This is a genomic window from Burkholderia sp. AU19243, assembly GCF_018148075.1.
Taxonomy (GTDB): Bacteria; Pseudomonadota; Gammaproteobacteria; order Burkholderiales; family Burkholderiaceae; genus Burkholderia; species Burkholderia latens_A.
On the sequence record NZ_JAGSTV010000005.1, the window covers coordinates 230,652 to 248,881 of the forward strand.

An 18,230-nucleotide genomic window follows, 5' to 3' on the forward strand; every position below is an offset into this window, starting at 1 on the left:
AGCCGACGGCGCGCAAGACATTGCCCGGTCGACTGGCGTGTTCACGACACCTCTGCGATGGCGCGGAAAGAACCTTCGCGCAACGCGGCTTCGCGCCGCGCCTCCCTGCCCGCGCAAACGACCACCCGCACGCTCAGCGTGCGGCCGGCAGCTTCAGTACCGAATCGGTCATCACGTCGGCCAACTTCAGCGCCGACATCGGCCCGCCGAACCCCCAGATGTTCCGCTCGACGAGCGCGATCCTGCGCTCGCGCAGCGCGGGCACGAAGCGCCACACCGGCGAATCGAGTTTCGACGACAGCGGCACGTCCATCCCCGTTGCAGTGACGAACAGCACCGCGAGATCGCGTTGCGTGAGCAGATCCGCGGACGTCACGTAAAGCGTGCCTTCCCGCGTCGGCTTCTTCGGCCATGGATCGAGCCCCAGCGCGCGCGCAAGCCCCGCCGACGTACTGTTGCCCGTATACGCCCAGTAGCGGTCCGGCAGCCCGAGATCCTGCAGCAACGCGACGCGCTCGCCGCGGCGGCCGGCCGCCTCGAGCCGCGACGCATTGCGTGCGATCCCCGCGTCGAGTTGCGCTTCGACCGCCCGCGCACGCGCGTCGCGCCCGGTCACGTGACCGATCGTCCGGAAGATTTGCCGCATCCAGTCGAGTTGCGTGACGGGCACACCGTCTTCGGAAACGTTCGGGCTGAACTGGAACAGGATCGTCGGCGCGATCCGGTCGAGCGCAGCGAAGATCGGCGCATGGCGAAAGCCGACGCCGACGATCAGATCGGGCTTCACGGCCGCGATCGCCTCGAGCCCCGGCTCCTGCCGCGAGCCGATGTCGGTCACGCGCGCGAGCCGGTCGCTCTCGTAACCGAGCCAACCCGGGTAAAACGCGGTATCGGCCATGCCGGCCGGCACGATGTCGAGCGCGATCGCGCTTTCCGCGAACATGAAATCGAGCGCGACGATGCGCTGCGGCCGCACGGGCATCGTCGCGCTCGCCTGCGAGACGACAGGGTTGCCGGCGAGCGCGCCGCCCGCCGGCGCAACCGCGCTGCGCCCGCCCGCGCGCGGATTGTCGGCGGCTGCGACGCCCGGCGCGACGAACGCGACGCCGAGCGCCGCGAGCGCGCCGAGCGCATGCCGGCGGCCGGCATGCGCGACCGCCGTCAGCGGATCGCGTCCTGCTCGGCGAGTGCCGCGTCGTCCATCGTCAAAAGCAGCGGGCAGCTTCCACACAGTTGCGTTTCTCCTGGAATTTCATAGCGCAGGCAACACACGCGCCGCGCACGAAACGGTGTCGGCAGCAGCGGCGAGCGCGGCACGGCGTCGCGCACGGGCGTGCGCAGCGGGTTCGGCTCGCCGTGCATGCACGCCGAACCGAACAGCCAGTCCGCATCGCGGCCGGGATCGGCTGCGCACGGCAGCGAACGGTAGGTGCCGAGCAGATAATCGAGCAGATTGCCCGCGTTGCTCCACAGCACGCGCGGCGTCACGCGGCCCATCGCGGCGAGCAGTTCGATCACCGCGCCGAGATGCGCGACGAGCGCTGCATAGCGCGGCGCGGGCGCGTCGCACGGCGCGCCGAGCGCGTCGCGCGCGAAATACAGCGCGGCCGGCATTCCGTCGTCGAGTGCGACGAACGTGCGATCGGGCGCCATGTCGAGCGGCCGGCCGAGCGTCAGCGCGGCGACCACGCCCGCGGGCGCCGCGCGGCCGAAGTAGTATTTGCTCCATTGCGACATCAATGCGCGCGCATGCCGCGCCGGATCGCCACCGTAATGGCGGACCATCGCGTCGAGCATCGCGTCGCGATGATCGGGCAGCGCGCCGACCGGCACGACGGTGCGGCCCGGCGCGTGCACGTCGTCCGGCATGCCGAGCCACACGACGTCGAGATGCCCGGCAAACGGCTCGGGCGCGAACGTCGAGAAACGCGTGGCGCGCGCGTCGTCGAGCGCCGGCGTCATCGACCCGCGCGCCGGCCGCGGCGCCCCTCGACGATCAGCAGGCCGAGCAGGTACGGCGCGCCGATCAGCGCAGTCAGCACGCCGGCCGGCACCTCGCGCGGCGCGACGACCGTGCGGGCCGCAAGGTCGGCGCAGCCGAGAATCAGTGCGCCGCATGCTGCCGCGAGCCACAAGCGCGTGCGATGCCGGCGCGCACCGAGCATCGTCGCGACGTGCGGCGCCATCAGCCCGATGAAGCCGACCGGCCCGACTGCCGCGACGGCCGCGCACGCGGCGAGCGTCGCGATCGTCAACGCGAGCGGCCGCAGTGCGGCGACCGGCAGGCCGAGTGCGGCGGCCTGGTCGTCGCCGAGCGCGAGCATGTCGAGCGGCCGCGCGAGCCACGCGAACACGGGCACCGCGAGCGCACACCACGGCACGAGCATCGACACCTCGCCCCAGCTGCGGCCGTACGTGCCGCCGACGAGCCACACGACAAAGCGCGCGGGTTGCACGCTCTGCTGCGTGATCAGCCACTGCGCGAGCGTGGTCCACAGCGCGCCGATCACGATGCCGGTCAACGCGACCGCGAGCGGCGCGTAGCGATGCCGGTGATTCAACGCGAGCGTGATCGCGAGCGACAGCGCACCGCCGAGCAGCGCAGCGGCCGCCAGCGTTGCGTGGCCCATCAGCGGCCACGTCGACAACGCGAGCAGCGTGACGAGCCCCGCGCCCTGCGTGACGCCGAGCACTTCGGGGCCGGCGAGCGGATTGCGCACGACGCTTTGCATCGCGACGCCGCTCACGGCGAGCAGCGCGCCCGCGAGCAGCGCACACAGCAGGCGCGGCATGCGCAGATCGATCAGCATCCGCGCGAGCGCGTCGTGGCCCGACAGCGCGGCGGCCCAGCGCGCGGGCGACAGCCATTCGGGGCCGGCGGATACGCCGACGAACACCGCGAGCGCGCCGGCCGCGACGAACAGTGCGGTGCGCAGCGGCCAGCCGAGCCGCTCCAGCCAGCCGACGATCCGCGTCGAGCCGCTGCCGGCCGCGCGCTCGGCCTGCGCATGCAGCACGCCCGACCACGCGGCGCCGCGCCGGATCATCGCGAGCATCAGCGGCGTGCCGACCAGCGCGATCGCAACGCCGGTCGACAGCGTCGCGTCGAGGCCCGACGCGAGCACCGCGCTGTCGGTGACGAGCACGAGCGCACCGCCCGCGAGCGCCGACAGCGGCACCAGCACGCCGAGCCGCGCCGCACGCGCGCCGCGCACCTGCCGCAGCAGGTTCGGCGCGACGAGCCCGACGTACGACAGCGGGCCCGCGATGCTGACCGCGACGCTCGTGAACGCGACCGCAACGATCGTCGCAGCGAGCCGCGTCGCGTCGACGCGCACGCCGGCCGCGGCCGCCGCATCGTCGCCGAGCGCGAGCGGATTCAGCGGCCGGATCACGAACGGCAACGCGACGAGCGGTACGACGAGCCAGCGCGCGGCGAGCGCGAGCCCGGTCGCGCCGGGTTGATAAAGACTGCCGTTGGTCCACAGCGCGGCGCCCGCGATGTTCTGCTCGAAAAACGCGAGCACGAGCGTCGACAGCGCCGCGAACAGCAACATGCATACACTGCCCGCGAGCACGAGCCGCAGCGGTGTCGCGCGCCAGCCGCCGGCCGCGACGATCGCGAGCGCGGCGGCGATCAGCCCGCTGACGAACAGCAGCGGCACCGACGCGACCCCGGCGAGCGCCGGCACCAGCATCGCTGCGAGCAGGCCGAGCTGTGCGCCGCCCGTCACGCCGAGCAGATCGGGCGACGCGAGCGGATTGCGCGTGAGCGACTGGAACAGCGCGCCGGCGATGCCGAGGCAGCCGCCCGCGACCAGCGCGGCCGCGACGCGCGGCAGATTGAGGTCGAACAGGAACACGCCGGCAAGCGCGGCGGCGTCGCTGCCCGGCGCGGCATTCCACCATACGTGCAGGTCGGGCGCGACGCGCAGCACCGCCAGCGCCGCGATCAGCGCGACGAGGCCGAGCGCGAGCGCGCCCGCGCGACGGCCGCGAACGCTACGCTGCCCGCTCGCCGAGAGCCGCTTGCGCATCGCGAACGTCGTCATACGGCGATGTCCCGGCCGATCGCACGCTCGAACGCGTGCGCGGCGCCCGATGCTTTCGGCCCCGGCGATTCAGCCGGCGGCCCATAAGCCGGCACGCACATCGGCGCGCCGGTCTGCGGGTGCGCGAGCTTCAGCATGTCGACGCCGAACGCCGCGCGCAGCTGCGCGGGCTCGAGCATCGCGTCGGGCGAGCCTTGCGCGACGACGCGGCCAGCGCGCATCAGCACGATGTCGTCGCTGTACGCAGCCGCCTGGTTCAGGTCGTGCAGCACCCAGACGATCGTCAATCCGCGCGCGCGGTTCAGCGCACGCAGCGCGTCGAGGATGTCGAGCTGGTGATGGATGTCGAGATAGGTTGTCGGTTCGTCCAGCAGCACGATCGGCGCCTGCTGCGCGAGCGCCATCGCAATCCAAGCGCGCTGCCGCTCGCCGCCCGACAGCGCGCCGACGTCGCGCTCGGCGTCGCCCGCGAGTCCGCTCGTATCGAGCGCCTCCTCAATCGCCGCATGATCGGCGCGCGACAATCCGCGCAGGAAGCCGCCGTATGCATAGCGTCCGTACGCGACGAGTTCGCGCACGGTCAGCCCCGACGGAATCTGGTTGAACTGCGCGAGCATCGTGAGTTCGCGCGCGAGCGCGCGACGGCGAAACGACGCGAGCGGCCTGCCGTTCACGTCGATCTGCCCTGCACGCGCGGGCTGCAGGCCCGCGAGCGTGCGCAGCAGCGTGCTTTTGCCACAGCCGTTCGGGCCGCACAGCGCCGTGACGCGGCCGGCCGCGATCGACAGGTCCAGCCCGTCGATCACGACATGGTCGCGATAACCCACCGTCAACCCGCGCGCGGCAAGCGCGGCGGTACTACGCGTCATCGGTCCTCCGTTCGGCCGCACGCGGCGCCGTGTAACTCTGCGCCATCGCGACGACCACCTTGCGCGGCCCTTCGAACGGGTCGCGCGCATGTGCGCTCAGCATGTTGTCGAGCATCAGCACGTCGCCGGTCTGCCACGGAAACACGATGCGCTGGCGGTCGAGCACGCCGCGTATCTCCGCCAGCGCATCGGCCTCGAGCGGCGCACCGTCGCCGTAATAGACGTTGCGCGGCACGTTCTCGAGCCCGACCGCGTCGACGAGCGCGTCCTGCATGTCCTCGTCGAGCGCGGACAGGTGAAACAGGTTCGCCTGGTTGAACCACACGCGCTCACCCGTGCGCGGATGGCGCGCGACGGCCTGGCAGCGTTCACGCGTGCGCAGCAGCAGTTCGCCGTCGTCGCCGGTGCGCCATGCGCATTCGATCCCGCGCGCCGCGCACATACGCTCGACTTGCGCCGGCTCGTCGGTGCCGAACGACTGCTGCCATGGCAGATCGAGTCCCTGGCCGAAATTGCGCACGTACAGCAGCTCGCGCCGCTCGAAGCGCGCAACGAGCGCGGGATCGAGCGCCCGATGGACGGCGCGGCTGTCCGCGATCGGCGTTGCGCCGCCCTTCGGCGCCGCGAGCGCGCAGTGGAACCAGATTCGCAGCGGCCATTCGCGCGTATACGACTGCTCGTTGTGCAACGGAATTGCGCGATGCGGCGGGTATTCGGTCGACGTGTAGACCGCGCCTTCGACCTGGCTGCGCGGCGTCGACGCGTATTCATAGCCGATCAGCGGATCGCCGAACGATGCCGCGAACCGCTGGAACGCATCGATCGACGGCACGTGAAAACCGGTAAACAACACACCGCCCGCGCGCTCGAGCGTGTCGGCGGCGATCGCGTGCGCGAGCGGCGCGAGCGCATCGATCGACATCCCGTCGGCGCTGCGCGGCGACACGACGGTGGGCAGTCCCGGCTCGATACGCAGGTCGTCGAGCGTCGGCAACGAAAGCAGGGTCATGCAACGTCCTCTTCAGATGGCGCGCCGCACGGGCGGCGCAGCAGGTCACGACGCGCGTGAAGCGCGCTCGCCGTCCATCGCGCGGCGCAGGCTCGCCGGGCGCATGTCGGTCCAGACCGTTTCGATGTGCGCGAGGCAATCGGCCTTCGGGCCGCTCACGCCAACTTCGCGCCAGCCGGCCGGCACGGGCCGGAACGTCGGCCAGATCGAATACTGTTCTTCGTCGTTGATGACGACCGTGTAGACGATGTCGTCGGTATCGGAAGGCGTCGTGGCTTGCGTCATGATCGGAAAAAGCGGAAGGCGGTTGAAGGAGGCGAAGCGGCGAACCGTCGATTCGGCCGCTCCTGTGTTGAAGACGATTGGCCGGCGCGATTTTTTACCGGCGCCGTGCGCGGCCGCCGAGAAACACCGGGCAAGCGACGCCGCGCTGGCACGCGTCGAGACATTCCACGCAGTGCCGTTCGGCATCGCGCACCATGAAATGCACGAGCGTCTGCGACACGTTCAGCGCGCGCGCCGCGCTCTGCAGCGTCTCCTCGCGCAACCGCACCATCTCGAACGCCGCGCGGCTGCGCGCCGGCAGGTCGTCGAGCGCAGCCCACACGCGACGCAGCGTGTCGCGCGTCACCAGCGCGGCCTCGGGAGTCGGCTCCGGCGACGGAACGTCCAAGCCGTCGTCCTCTTCCGTGTGATAGACGTTTTCAAGACTCTGCCGGCGGCACGCGTCGATCGATGCGTTGCGCACCATCCGCGTCACGTATGCAACCGGCTGGCGCACCGCGTCCTGGTTCGGAAATTCGACGAGCTTCACGAACACGTCGTGCACGACGTCTTCGGCGCGGCTCGCGCATCCGACGAAGCCGCGCGCGACGTTCACAAGCATTGCCCGATGGGCGATCAGCACGTCGAGCAGCGCGCCGTGCGCGCGCGACTCCGCGACTCGGCGCACCCGCCGCGCGGGGCGCGACGGCCGCTCCGGACAACCGGCGACGAACGGGTTTGCCGGGGCTGCTGCCGATCGTTCGAGCACTTCCGCCATTGCCATCGATCTGCTCCGTCCAATTTCGAGATAGCGCAATTTAACGTAAACGCAAATCATTCTCAATCCGATTCCCGAATTCCCCTTCGGATCATCCGGATTTGTCTGATCAATCGGAGAGAACGGGTTTCGACGGCGCGCGCGGCGGCGCAGCATCGATTGGCGAGGGAAAGCTTTCTGCATGAAAGAAACATTCCCGCCGTCGGCGCATGGGGAGATTCATTCGCCGAGCCCCACGCCACGGGCCCGCGGCGGCTTCCGCCCATGCTGCGCGCCCCGCACGACGCCTGCGCATTCTTTCATCTGCCCGACAGAATGCGTACGAGCGTCATTTGCGGTAGCAACTTCTTACCGCGTGAAATTTTGGGGGCTCGTACGATGAACGAGCTGTTTCCAACGGAGAACGACATGAAATCCATCGTGTTATCCGCGGTGATGGCCGGCGCGCTGGCGAGCGTGATGCTCTCCGGCTGCGTGGCCTACCCCGGCCCTGCTGAAGTCACGCTCGGCTGGCATGGCGATCGCTACTGGGACGGACATCGCTACTGGGAGCGCCACGACTGGGAAGCGCAGCATCCGCGCGATCGTGACTATGGCCGGGACGAGCGCCGCGACGACCGCCGCGACGATCAGCGCCCGCAGTGGTGATGGCGCCCCTCCCCGTGAACCGATACTGAACGACAGGACCTCAACATGAAGACGCTACTGAAAACCCTGACTGCCGCCGCCGTCGCCGCCGCCGTGCTCGTACCGGCCATTGCCGAAGCGCACCCGCACCGCGTGTGCCATTTCGAGCATCACCATCACCACAAGGTGTGCCGCTGGGTGCGTTGAGCCCCGCGACGCGGGTTCGATGAAAAACGCCGGCATGCCGGCGTTTTTCGCTGCCGCGCATGCGTGCGCGTCAGTAGATGAACAGCCTGATCGTTGCGCTCGCATCGAAGCGTCCGATCTTCGGCGCCCCGAACGACTTCAGTACCGCGTCCATCAACACGCTTTGATTCATCACGTTCGACGGAAACTGCGCGAGCGTGAACTGCTGGTTGAACGGAATCGCATTGCCGCGGCTGTCCTCGATGCCGATTCCGAAATTGCTGTCTTTCGCCGGGACCAGCAAGCCGTTCTGCACCGGAAAGCTCGTTTCGAAATAGCCGTCGACTCGCACCGCGACGTTGCATTTCTTCGTCAGCGACAGCGAGAACCGCTTGCGCGGCACCGCCGGCATGAACCCGTTGCCGACCGCTTGCACCTGCCCGAAATTCACGATGCCCGGCTCGGGCGTCACCAGCACGTCGACCAGGCACGGCGTCGGCTTCAGGTTGCGCAGGCCGCTCAACCGGTACTGGAAGCTCGGGCTGTACGCGTTCAACCCGAACTCGCCGTCGAACTGGAACACCGTATAGACGTCGCTCGGCGGCTGCACCCAATTGCCCTTCTTGCGCACGACGACCTGATAGTCGATGCTGATCCGCGTCTGCTGACAGCGGCCGCGATCGAAGTCGTACCGGCTGCACGGCGGCACCGCATAGCCGGTGAACACGCCGCCGCCGCGATTGCTGGTCTTGTCGAAATAGTCGATGCCCTTGTAGCGGATACCGATCTCGAGCCCCCACGCGGCCGGATTGGTGCGGTTCGGGTTCGCGTAGAAATAGATGTTGTCGACGACTTTCAGGCTGCCGGCGTCGCCGAGGTCCTTGTAGCAATAGCCGGACGTCGTGCGCACCGGCGACACCCAGATCACGTAGCCGTCCGGTGCGTCGGTCGGATACGACGCCACGCCGCCGATCGGCTCGGTCAGCGACGTCGCGCCGCTGTTCGTCAGGCAGCGTAGCGCCCATGCGGGCTGCGCCGACGCGATCAGCAACGCGAGCATGAGCCATCGCAGCCACGCGGCCGGCGATCGCCGTTCGTGCACGGCTGCGCTCATTTCTTCACGCTCTTGCACGCCAGCGCATCGCACGCATACTCGACCGGCACCTGGCCGCCGTAATCGTCGATGTGCGTGACGAACAGCGTCGACGGCGCCGCGCCTTTGAACGGCACGTCGGCCGTGCTCATCGGACTCACCATCACCGGGTCGATCGGCACCGGCGTCTTCTGCGCGCCCGCCGCCACGTCGACGACCGTCACGTGATACGGCGTCGGATTGTCGAACACGAGCTTGTGCGCGGCCGCGTCCACACGCAGCGTCATCGGCAGCGTCCAGTCCTCGTCGCGTGCCGGCTGCACGCCTTTCGGCCGGTAGAACAGCTTCATCTGCGTATGCAGCGCGATCTGCAGCGTGTTCGGCGTATCGGTCTTCGGCGGCACTTCGCGAATGTTCAGGTAGAACACCGATTCGCGATCGGCCGGCAGCGCGGCACCGGGCAGCTTCGCGATGCGCAACACGTTGCGCTCGTTCGCCTCGACGCGCTGCAGCGGCGGCACGACCATCAGCGGCGACGCGATCTTGTTGCCGTGCGTGTCTTCCAGCCACGACTGCACGAGATACGGGTACGTCGTGCTCTTGTTCGTGATCGTGACGATCGCGGCCTGTTCGCCTTCGTTGAAAATCACGCGCGTGCGGTCCGGCACGATCGCCGCGTGCGCGGCGCCGGCAAGCAACGCACCGGCGGCACTCAGCATGCACGACACGCGTCGTACGCAGGAAAGGGAGAAAGCATGGTTCATCGCTGGGTCCGTGAAATCATCGTTCGGTTCGGCGCGCCGCCGCGTGCGGCCCGCCGGACGGCTGGCACGTCACCGGGATCGGCGTGCCTTCGAGTTGAAGCTGGTTCGGCAACGTGTGCACCGTGCACAGCGTGCGTTCGCCCGCGCGCACCGCGAGCGCGGATTTCGGCTGTACCTGCGTCAGGAACGCGGCGCCGCCCTCGCCGACGATCCCGAGCTCCTTGCCGTTCGCCGCGTCCTGCACCGATGCGCCGAACGGCAGCGGCTCGCCGGCCGCGTCGGTCAGCGTCAGGTACAGGTTGCTGCCGCGCGCGGCGGAGAACTTCGCGAAGCCGATCGCGCCGTCGGTCAGCACCATCCGCTGGATCGGGTTCGACACCTGCACTTCGAGCGGCAGCTTCTCGACGTTGACGGTCGCGTCGTACACGTTGTACGGCGAGATCCCGTCGAGCACCGCGTAGCCGCGCGAATCGGTATGCGTGAGCGTGCCGGACAGCGGCACGCCGGACACGCCGTCGGTCGACACCAGCAGGCGCGTATCGCCGGCGTTGCCGTTCGCGTGCGCGGACACGCCGTACTGCGTCGCGACGAGCGAGCCGTCGAGCTCGAGCGACGCCGCTGCATACGCGTTCGCGAGCGTCGATGCCTGCGCGCTCAGCTGGTACGTCGACGTGCGCTGGCGGAAGCTCGCGTTCGCCGACGCGCGGCCGTCGGTCGCGCCCGCGGCGATCTGATAAGTGCGCCCGGCCGGGTCGTCGTAGATGTAGCCCGCGCTCGCGCTCGTGCTGCCGTTGCCTGTCGTCAGGTTCGACGTGACCGTGTGGCGGCCGCCGATCGGCAGCGTCGCGGTCACCGAGAACTGGTTGCCGCTCGCGCCCGCGCTCTGCGTACGGAACGCCGACAGGCTGACGTTCAGGTTGCGCAGTGCGCCGAGCGAGAACGCGCGCGTCAGCGTAAGGCCCACGCGCTGCTCCGATGCGCGCGCCCAGTAGGTCGTCTGGTCGTACGAGAAATACGTCGACGTGTCGCCGAAGCGTTTCGACAGTGTCGCCGAGTAGCGCTGCTTGCTGTTCGCGAGCCCGTACGCGGTCGGATCTCCCGAGAACTGCGCGAAATTCGTGTAGTCGCGCTCGGAAAACCGATAGCCGAAAAAGCGCACGTCGGCGTCGAGGCCGTCGAAGTGCTTCGAGTAGTTGATGCGGTACGAGTTGCCGTTGCGCGTCGCGCCGGTCCACCACAGCCGTGCGCGCGCATGCGTGACGTCGGCCGACACCGCGCCGAACCGGCCGAAATCCCGGCCGACGCCGAGCGCGATCGACGTGTAGCCCGATGCGGCAATGAAGCCGCCATACACCGTCACGTCGAACGGCAGCCCGTACGCCGCTTCACCGAAGCCGAAGAACGGCGTGATCCCCGCGCCGCCGAACTGCCGCGGCTTGCCGACGGCGGCCTTGTAGCGCAATTGCCCGGCGCGAGCGAGAAACGGCACGGCGGCCGTCGTCACCTGGAAGCGCTGCACGCTGCCATCCTCTTCCTCGACCGCGACGTCGAGCGTGCCCTGCACGCTCGTGTTGATGTTCTGCAGCGCGAACGCGCCCGGCGACACGCGCGTCACGTAGAGCACGCGGCCGGCCTGCGACACGGTCACGGTCGCGTTGGTGCGCGCGACGCCCGCGATCAGCGGCGCGTAACCGCGCAGCGACGGCGGCAGCATCCGGTCGTCGCTGCGGATCGACGCGCCCGTCAGCGCGAACGTGTCAAAAATGTCCGAGCTCAGGTAGTCGTCGCCGAACGTCACCGTCGACCGGATCGACGGCAGCGCGCGAAACGCGTAAAGGCGGCTGAAGCGGAACGTGCGGTCCGCATACGCGCTGCTGCCCGCGTTCGACTGCGCCTGGTAGTCGCCGCGAAACCGCCATGCACTCCAGTTCGCGCCGATCGTCCCGTATGCCTGGATCGCGTTCGTCTGTTCGCCGCCCGCGCCGAAGCTGCGGTTCGTGTTCGCGATCACGCGATAGTCGAGCATCGCGCCGGCAATCCCGTCGGACCAGCGCTCCGGCGGCAGATACGACGCATCGGTGAATTCGAGCGCCGCCTGCGGAATCGTGATCTTGAGCCGCCCGTCGCTCTTCAGGTAGCGCACGGTCGCACCTTCTATCGCGCCGAGATCGACGCACCGTCCGCCCTGCAGGCGCGGCAAATCCCGCACGAGCGACGGCTTCAGCCCGAACTGCGCGACGAGTTCGGGCGCGACGCACGGCTTGCCCGCGCCGGAGCCGTCGAGCGCGACGAACTGGATCGCCTGCAGCCCGTAGAACAGGTCGTTGACCTGCACGTCGAGCATGTACTCGCCGGGCAGCGTGAAGTCTGGCTGCGAAAACTGCGACAGGTCGACGTTGCTGTTGCCGCCGATGTCGAGGAACGACGAATTGAATTCCGTCGCATGGCTCTGGCTGCCGACGACCAGCACGGAGACGCAAAGGAAGGAATGTCTGATTCGCACGCGGCGCTACCGAAAATCCTGAACGAAGCGGAAAGGGAAGATGGACGGAGAAAGGGTGCGCACACCCCTTCTCCGATTCGGCCGCTTACTGGTAGCGCACCGTGAAGTTAGCGACGCCGTCGGCGGTACCCGGCGTCACGCCGGCTGCCGTCGCTTCGTACATCGCCGCGAAGCGCGCGACGTTCGTGCCGTTCTGCAGCACGGTCGGCGCCTTCTGCTCGGCGCCGTTGTCGAGGTACTCGCCCGATGCGGCTTGCAGGCGGATGCCGACGTTGGTTGCCGAGCCGATCGTCGCGAGCAGTTTCGGCTGGCCGGCGCTCGACGTGCCCGTGAACGTGAAGTACGCGTTCTGCGCGATGCTCGTGTCGCAGTCGGTCAGCTTGATGTCGAAGTTGGCCGGCGTGGACTTGTCGCCGGCCTGCTTGAACGTGTGCGTCGGCACCTTGCCGAGGTTCACGGTCTGGTTGACCGAGCCCGAATCGATGCCGCATGCGCCCGCGACGATCTCGCCGGTGAAGTTGATCGTGCCGGAGCCGTCTGCGAACGCCGACGTGGACAGGGCCGCGAGTGCGACAGCGGTCAGGAGGGATTTTTTCATGACGTTTTCCGTGAGAATTGCGAAGGAAATGAACGACGTGGCGGATACAAAAGGCAGCGTGTGGTTGGCTCCCGTCCGTCACGAGGCGGCATTATCGAGATAGCAATGAAAGTTTTCTGTAAATCATTGTTAAATCCGGCATGACAATGTTCGATTCAGTACCGAACGAACCGAATACTTCCCGCCGATTAATAATCCCGATATTTTTCTTCCGCAGTCCTTTTCTATTTCCCGGAACCGGCTGAAATACAAGACGAATTCCGCCAAACCCTTACGGCAAAGCCTCTCTACACCGATGACAAAGGCTTTGCGGAATCGCCCCGCGTAAAAGCCAAAATACTGTCCCATTTCGCCATCGTTGCAGTATCGCAACGCGAGCATTCGACGATTTTCAACTGACAGGAAATTAATTTATGGATTCCAACATCGAAAAACTCTCGCGCAAACGATTGCGATGTGCATCCGAACGATTTACCGCGACACTTTGTCGCCCACATTATTAACGCAGCGAGAATTAATCGATTCGTCAATTCAGGATTTAAAGCGCGATGCGGCGCCGCGCATGATGGCGGATTTTGATGCACGAGTGCGACGACGCGCACGGCGCGATCCGGTTGCGTCGGAGGAAGGCGAAAAGCAGAAAGCGCGGCACGGCCGGCCCGCCGAGTGGCGACGCGACCGGTCGCGGTGATGCGTATCGGGTCGAACGCGGTCGTTCGGCCCGGCAGCCTGGAGAAACACATGCGCGACGGCGATACGCGAATGCGCGCACCGCCGCTCCCGCCGGAGGCCCGTCAGAATCAGAGCCTGTGAAAGACGACGACGCGCGGCAATGCGCGGCCGCCGCCGCGATCAACGACTCACGCGGCCGGCTGTCCTGGATCGCCCGACGCCCATCCGCCGCCGAGCGCACGATATAGCGCGATCGCGTTCGCGAGTTTCAACTGCTTGAGCCGGATCAGTTCCTGTCCCGACTCGTACGTGCTGCGCTGCGCGTCGAGCAGTTCGAGATATGTCGCGACGCCGCCCGCATAGCGGCGTTCGGCGAGCTTGAGACGCGCGCCGTCCGCCGCGTATACGTCCTGCTGCGCCGCCAGCTGGCGCTCGATCCAGTCGCGCGCGGCGAAAGCGTCGGCCACCTCGCGGAACGCGGTCTGCACCGCCTTCTCGTATTCGGCCACCGCGATGTGCTTGCGCGCATTCGCGACGTCGAGATTCGCGCGATTGCGCCCGCCCGCGAACAGCGGCAGCGTGATGCGCGGCGCGAACGTCCACACGCTCGTGCCACCCGCGAACAGGCTCGAGAACGCGTCGCTGACCGAGCCGTAGTCGGTCGTCAGCGCAATGCGCGGAAAGAATGCCGCGCGCGCGGCGCCGATCTGCGCATTCGCGGCCTTGAGACGCGCTTCGGCCTGCCGGATGTCGGGCCGCCGTTCGAGCAGTGCGCTCGGCGCACCGGGCGCGACCGGCGCGATCGCGAGCGCGTCGAGCGCGGCGCCGTCGGCCGGCACGCTGCGCGCGAAGTCGCCGGCGAGCAATTGCAGCGCGCGCACCGACTGCGCGTGCTCGCGCTGCAGCGCGGCCTGCGACGCGCGCGCGGACGCCACCAGCATCTCGGCCGAGCGCAGCTCGATCGCATCGGTCGTGCCGGCTGCATAGCGGCGCTGCGTGAGCGATGCGATGCGTTCGCGCGCGTCGAGCGTGCGCTGCGCGAGCGCCAGTTGCTCGTGCAACGCGCGTTCCGACACGTACGCCGCGGCGACTTCCGCGATGACGCCGATGCGTACCGTGCGCTGCGCGTCGGCGGTCGCGAAATACTCGGCAAGCGCCGCATCGGACAGGCTGCGCACGCGGCCGAACAGATCGAGCTCGTACGCACTGATGCCGACGCCCGCGCGATACAGCCCGCTCACCGCGCTCTCGCGCAGTACGGGATCGTACTGGCGCGCACGCTCGTAACCGACGTTCGCATCGACCGCCGGCATCAGGTCCGCGCGCTGCACGCCGTACAGCGCGCGCGCTTCGTCGAGCCGGCCGGCCGCGATCCGCAGGTCGCGATTGTTCGCGAGCGCCGCATCGATCCACGCCTGCAGCGCGGGATCGGTGAAATACGCACGCCAGTCGTCGAGCAGCGCGGCATCGGGCACCGCAACGGCGGCATCCGCGGCGCCGGCGCGCTGTGCGGCCGCATCATCGGCCGGCGCATAACCTGCGGGCACCGGCGCCGCGGGCCGCTCGTAACGCGGCGCCAGCGAGCAGCCCGCGAGCGCGAACCCGAGCGCGGCGGCCAGCGTGGCCCGCATGCCGGATGCGGCGCGTGCATTCAACGCGAACCTCATTGAGAACCCTCCAGCGTCGCCGGCCGCGCTGCGCCGCGCCGGCGCGGGCCGACGTCGAACAGCCTGCCGACGATCACGAAAAACAGCGGAACGAGAAACACCGCGAGCACCGTCGCCGTGATCACGCCGCCGAGCACGCCGGTGCCGATCGCCATCTGCGCACCGGACGCGGCGCCCGACGCGAACGCGAGCGGCAGCACGCCGACGCCGAATGCAAGCGACGTCATCACGATCGGCCGCAGCCGCAGGCGCGCCGCCTCGAGCGCCGCGTCGACGAGCGACATGCGCTGCGCGACGAGATCTTTCGCGACTTCGACGATCAGAATCGCGTTCTTTGCGGACAAACCGATCGTCGCGATCAGCCCCACCTTGAAATAGATGTCGTTCGGCATCGCGCGCAGCGTGACGCCGAGCACCGCACCGATCACGCCGAGCGGCACCACCAGCATCACCGCGAACGGGATCGACCAGCTTTCGTACAGCGCGGCGAGCGCGAGGAACACGACGAGCACCGACAGCGCGAACAGCATCGGCGCCTGCGCGCCGGACAGCCGCTCCTCGAACGACTGCCCCGACCACGCATGGCCGATGCCGGCCGGCAGCTTCGCGGCGAGCCGCTCGATCGCGCTCATCGCTTCGCCGCTGCTGTGCCCCGGCGCGGCCGAGCCGTTGATCGTGAACGACGGATAGCCGTTATAGCGCGTGAGCTGCGGCGGCCCGAGGGTCCAGTGCAGCGTTGCGAACGCGGCGAGCGGCACCATCTCGCCGCGCGCGTTGCGCACCCGCAGCTTCTTCACGTCGTCCGCATCGAGCCGGTGCCGTCCGTCGGCCTGCACGATCACGCGGCGCACTTGCGTGCCGTGCATGAAGTCGCCGATATAGTCGGAGCCGAACATCACCGCGAGCGTCGTGTTGATCTCGTCCATCGACACGCCAAGCGCCGATGCCTTCGCGCGGTCGATGTCGAGCTTCAGCTGCGGCGCGTCCTGCGTACCCGCGAACATTACGTCGGTAAGCGCCGGATCCTTGCCGGCCGCTGCGATCAGCCGCTCGCGCGCGGCGCTGAATGCAGCGTAGTCGAGGCCGCCGCGGTTCTGCAGCCGGAAGTCGAAACCGCTCGTCGAACCGAGATCGGGCAGCGCCGGCGAGTTCATCGCGAACACCGTCGTGTTCGGCGTGCCCGCGAAGCGCTCGTTGATCCGCGCGACGATCGCCTGCACGTGATCGCGTTCGGCCTTGCGTTCCTTCCAGTTCTTCAGCGTGACGAAGATCATCCCGCCGTTCGGCCCTTCACCGTACAGGTTGAAGCCGCCGAGCGCATACGTATAGGCGGTCGGCTCGTCGCGGCGAATGGCCGATTCCACCGCGCGCACGCTCTGCATCGTTTCGGCTAGCGGCGTGCCCTGCGGCCGGATCACCATCACCATGAAATTGCCCTGATCCTCGTCGGGCAGGAATGCCGTCGGCAGCTGCGCGAGCATCAACACCGCGGCCGCGGTCAGCGCGCCGTACACGACGAGCCAGCGCAGCGGCTTGTTCAGCATCGCGCCGACGCGCGTCGCATAGCGCTGCGTCGAGCGTGCGACGAAACGGTTGAACCAGCCGAAGAAGCCGCGCTTTTCGTGATGGTCGCCGGACGCCGGCTTGAGCAGCGTCGCGCACAGCGCGGGCGTCAGCGACAGCGCGAGGAACGCGGAGAAGCCGATCGACACCGCCAGCGCCAGCGCGAACTGCCGGTAGATGTTGCCAACCGCGCCGCCGAAGAACGCCATCGGCACGAATACCGACGTCAGCACGACCGTGATGCCGACGATCGCGCCGCTGATCTGCTGCATCGCCTTGACCGTTGCGTCGTACGGCGACAGCCCTTCCTCGACCATCAGCCGCTCGACGTTCTCGACGACGACGATCGCATCGTCGACCAGGATGCCGATCGCGAGCACCATCCCGAACATCGTCAGCACGTTGATCGAGAAGCCGGCCGCATACATCACGCCGAACGTGCCCGCCAGCGCGACCGGCACGACGAGCGTCGGAATCAGCGTTGCGCGCAGGTTCTGCATGAACAGGAACATCACGAGGAACACCAGCACGCCGGCCTCGATCAGCGTCGTGACGACCTTGTTCATCGACACGCGCACGAACGACGACGTCTCGTACGGGATCTGGTATTTGACGCCCGGCGGGAAATACGCGGACAGCTCGTCCATCGTCGCGCGCACGCGTTTTTCGGTAGCCACCGCGTTCGAACCGGGCGCGAGCTTGATGCCCATCCCGGTCGCAACCTTGCCGTTCACGTACGACGGATAGTTGTAGTCGTTGCCGCCGAACTCGACGCGCGCAACGTCGCGCAGGTACAGCGCGGATCCGTCCGGCTGCGTGCGCAGCGCGATCGCGCCGAAATCGGCCGGCGTCTTCAGCGGCGCATCGGCGAACACCGTCGCCGCGATCGGCGCGCTGTCCGGCACCGCACCGCGCCCGATGTCGCCGACCGTCGCCCGAGCGTTGTGCGCGCGCAAGGCCGACGCGATGTCCGACGCGGTGAGCCCGTGCCCGGCCAGCTTCACCGGGTCGGGCCAGATGCGCATCGCATATTCGGCGCCCCAGAACTGCACGCGGCCGACGCCGTCGACGCGGCGCAACGCCTGCACGACGTTCGCCGACGCATATTCGCCGAGCTGCACGTCGGTCAGCCGGCCGTCGTCCGACGTCAGCGACACGACGAGCTGGATGTTGTCGGCGGCCTTCTCGACCTGGATGCCGTCGCGCCGCACCGGTTCGGGCAGCCGCGCGTCGACCGACTTCAGGCGGTTCTGCACTTCGACGGCCGCGAGGTCGGCGTTGACGCCCTGCCTGAACGTCAGATACAGCGACGCGGCGCCGGCGCTGCTCGTCGCGGACGTATACAACAGCCCCGGCGCGCCGTTCATTTCGCGCTCGATCAGCGCGGTCACCGATTCCTCGACGACCTGCGCCGACGCGCCCGGATACGTTGCATAGATGCTGACGACGGGCGGCGCGATGTCCGGGTACTGGGCCACCGGCAGCGCGCGAATCGCGAACGCGCCGCCGAGCATGATGAAGAGTGCGATCACCCACGCGAAGACGGGGCGATCGATGAAGAAACGTGCCATGTTGGTCGATTGAA

At 68.3% G+C, this 18,230-nt stretch carries 15 protein-coding genes; 2 read left to right on the top strand and 13 right to left on the bottom strand.

Going from position 1 to position 18,230, the window contains the following annotated elements; genetic code table 11:
• Positions 1-133: 133 nt before the first annotated feature.
• The 7 genes from KDW55_RS12310 to KDW55_RS12340 all read right to left on the bottom strand — a co-directional run bounded on the left by KDW55_RS12310 (position 134) and on the right by KDW55_RS12340 (position 6,978).
• Entirely contained in the window at positions 134-1,165 is a 1,032-nt protein-coding gene (locus KDW55_RS12310; RefSeq protein WP_040144946.1) for an iron-siderophore ABC transporter substrate-binding protein, read from the bottom strand.
• Complete coding sequence (gene fhuF / locus KDW55_RS12315; protein ID WP_040144945.1) at positions 1,162-1,962, bottom strand: siderophore-iron reductase FhuF; 801 nt, start codon at positions 1,960-1,962, stop codon at positions 1,162-1,164. The genes KDW55_RS12310 and fhuF overlap by 4 nt, the downstream gene beginning before the upstream one ends.
• The gene (fhuB, locus tag KDW55_RS12320) at positions 1,959-4,052 is read right to left on the bottom strand and encodes a Fe(3+)-hydroxamate ABC transporter permease FhuB (protein ID WP_212160641.1); all 2,094 of its coding nucleotides are present in this window, start codon (positions 4,050-4,052) and stop codon (positions 1,959-1,961) included. Before fhuB ends, fhuF begins: the two co-directional genes overlap by 4 nt.
• Positions 4,049-4,921 (bottom strand): ABC transporter ATP-binding protein, encoded by an 873-nt coding sequence (locus KDW55_RS12325; RefSeq protein ID WP_212197965.1) that lies wholly within the window; start codon positions 4,919-4,921, stop codon positions 4,049-4,051. Before KDW55_RS12325 ends, fhuB begins: the two co-directional genes overlap by 4 nt.
• Positions 4,911-5,930 (bottom strand): TauD/TfdA family dioxygenase, encoded by a 1,020-nt coding sequence (locus KDW55_RS12330; RefSeq protein WP_209821069.1) that lies wholly within the window; start codon positions 5,928-5,930, stop codon positions 4,911-4,913. The genes KDW55_RS12325 and KDW55_RS12330 overlap by 11 nt, the downstream gene beginning before the upstream one ends.
• Before the next feature lie 45 nt (positions 5,931-5,975).
• Positions 5,976-6,215, bottom strand: coding sequence for an MbtH family protein (locus tag KDW55_RS12335; RefSeq protein WP_040144164.1), 240 nt, complete (start codon positions 6,213-6,215; stop codon positions 5,976-5,978).
• Positions 6,216-6,309: 94 nt separating this feature from the next.
• Positions 6,310-6,978: an RNA polymerase factor sigma-70 gene (locus KDW55_RS12340; protein WP_069241378.1), complete on the bottom strand. Its 669-nt coding sequence runs from the start codon at positions 6,976-6,978 to the stop codon at positions 6,310-6,312.
• Positions 6,979-7,380: 402 nt separating this feature from the next.
• On the opposite strand from KDW55_RS12340, the gene KDW55_RS12345 reads away from it, so the two are divergent.
• Complete coding sequence (locus KDW55_RS12345) at positions 7,381-7,620, top strand: hypothetical protein (RefSeq protein ID WP_212160643.1); 240 nt, start codon at positions 7,381-7,383, stop codon at positions 7,618-7,620.
• Between the two features lie 45 nt (positions 7,621-7,665).
• Positions 7,666-7,806, top strand: coding sequence for an HHHH-motif protein (locus KDW55_RS12350; RefSeq protein WP_167432643.1), 141 nt, complete (start codon positions 7,666-7,668; stop codon positions 7,804-7,806).
• 70 nt (positions 7,807-7,876) lie between these two features.
• Here KDW55_RS12350 and KDW55_RS12355 read toward each other — a convergent pair whose 3' ends face one another.
• From KDW55_RS12355 to KDW55_RS12380, 6 genes are all read right to left on the bottom strand, one after another.
• Positions 7,877-8,899, bottom strand: a complete 1,023-nt coding sequence (locus KDW55_RS12355) for a fimbrial protein (RefSeq protein ID WP_212148644.1) — start codon at positions 8,897-8,899, stop codon at positions 7,877-7,879.
• Positions 8,896-9,642 carry a molecular chaperone gene (locus KDW55_RS12360; RefSeq protein ID WP_059544158.1) on the bottom strand — a complete coding sequence of 249 codons (747 nt, stop codon included), beginning with the start codon at positions 9,640-9,642 and terminating at the stop codon, positions 8,896-8,898. Before KDW55_RS12360 ends, KDW55_RS12355 begins: the two co-directional genes overlap by 4 nt.
• Before the next feature lie 16 nt (positions 9,643-9,658).
• On the bottom strand, positions 9,659-12,112 hold the full coding sequence (locus KDW55_RS12365; RefSeq protein WP_059544159.1) for a fimbria/pilus outer membrane usher protein: 2,454 nt from the start codon (positions 12,110-12,112) through the stop codon (positions 9,659-9,661).
• A 118-nt stretch (positions 12,113-12,230) separates the two neighbouring features.
• Positions 12,231-12,743, bottom strand: a complete 513-nt coding sequence (locus KDW55_RS12370) for a fimbrial protein (RefSeq protein WP_040144159.1) — start codon at positions 12,741-12,743, stop codon at positions 12,231-12,233.
• An 860-nt stretch (positions 12,744-13,603) separates the two neighbouring features.
• On the bottom strand, positions 13,604-15,082 hold the full coding sequence (locus tag KDW55_RS12375) for an efflux transporter outer membrane subunit (protein ID WP_282972509.1): 1,479 nt from the start codon (positions 15,080-15,082) through the stop codon (positions 13,604-13,606).
• On the bottom strand, positions 15,079-18,216 hold the full coding sequence (locus KDW55_RS12380) for a multidrug efflux RND transporter permease subunit (RefSeq protein WP_212160644.1): 3,138 nt from the start codon (positions 18,214-18,216) through the stop codon (positions 15,079-15,081). Before KDW55_RS12380 ends, KDW55_RS12375 begins: the two co-directional genes overlap by 4 nt.
• Positions 18,217-18,230 lie beyond the last annotated feature (14 nt).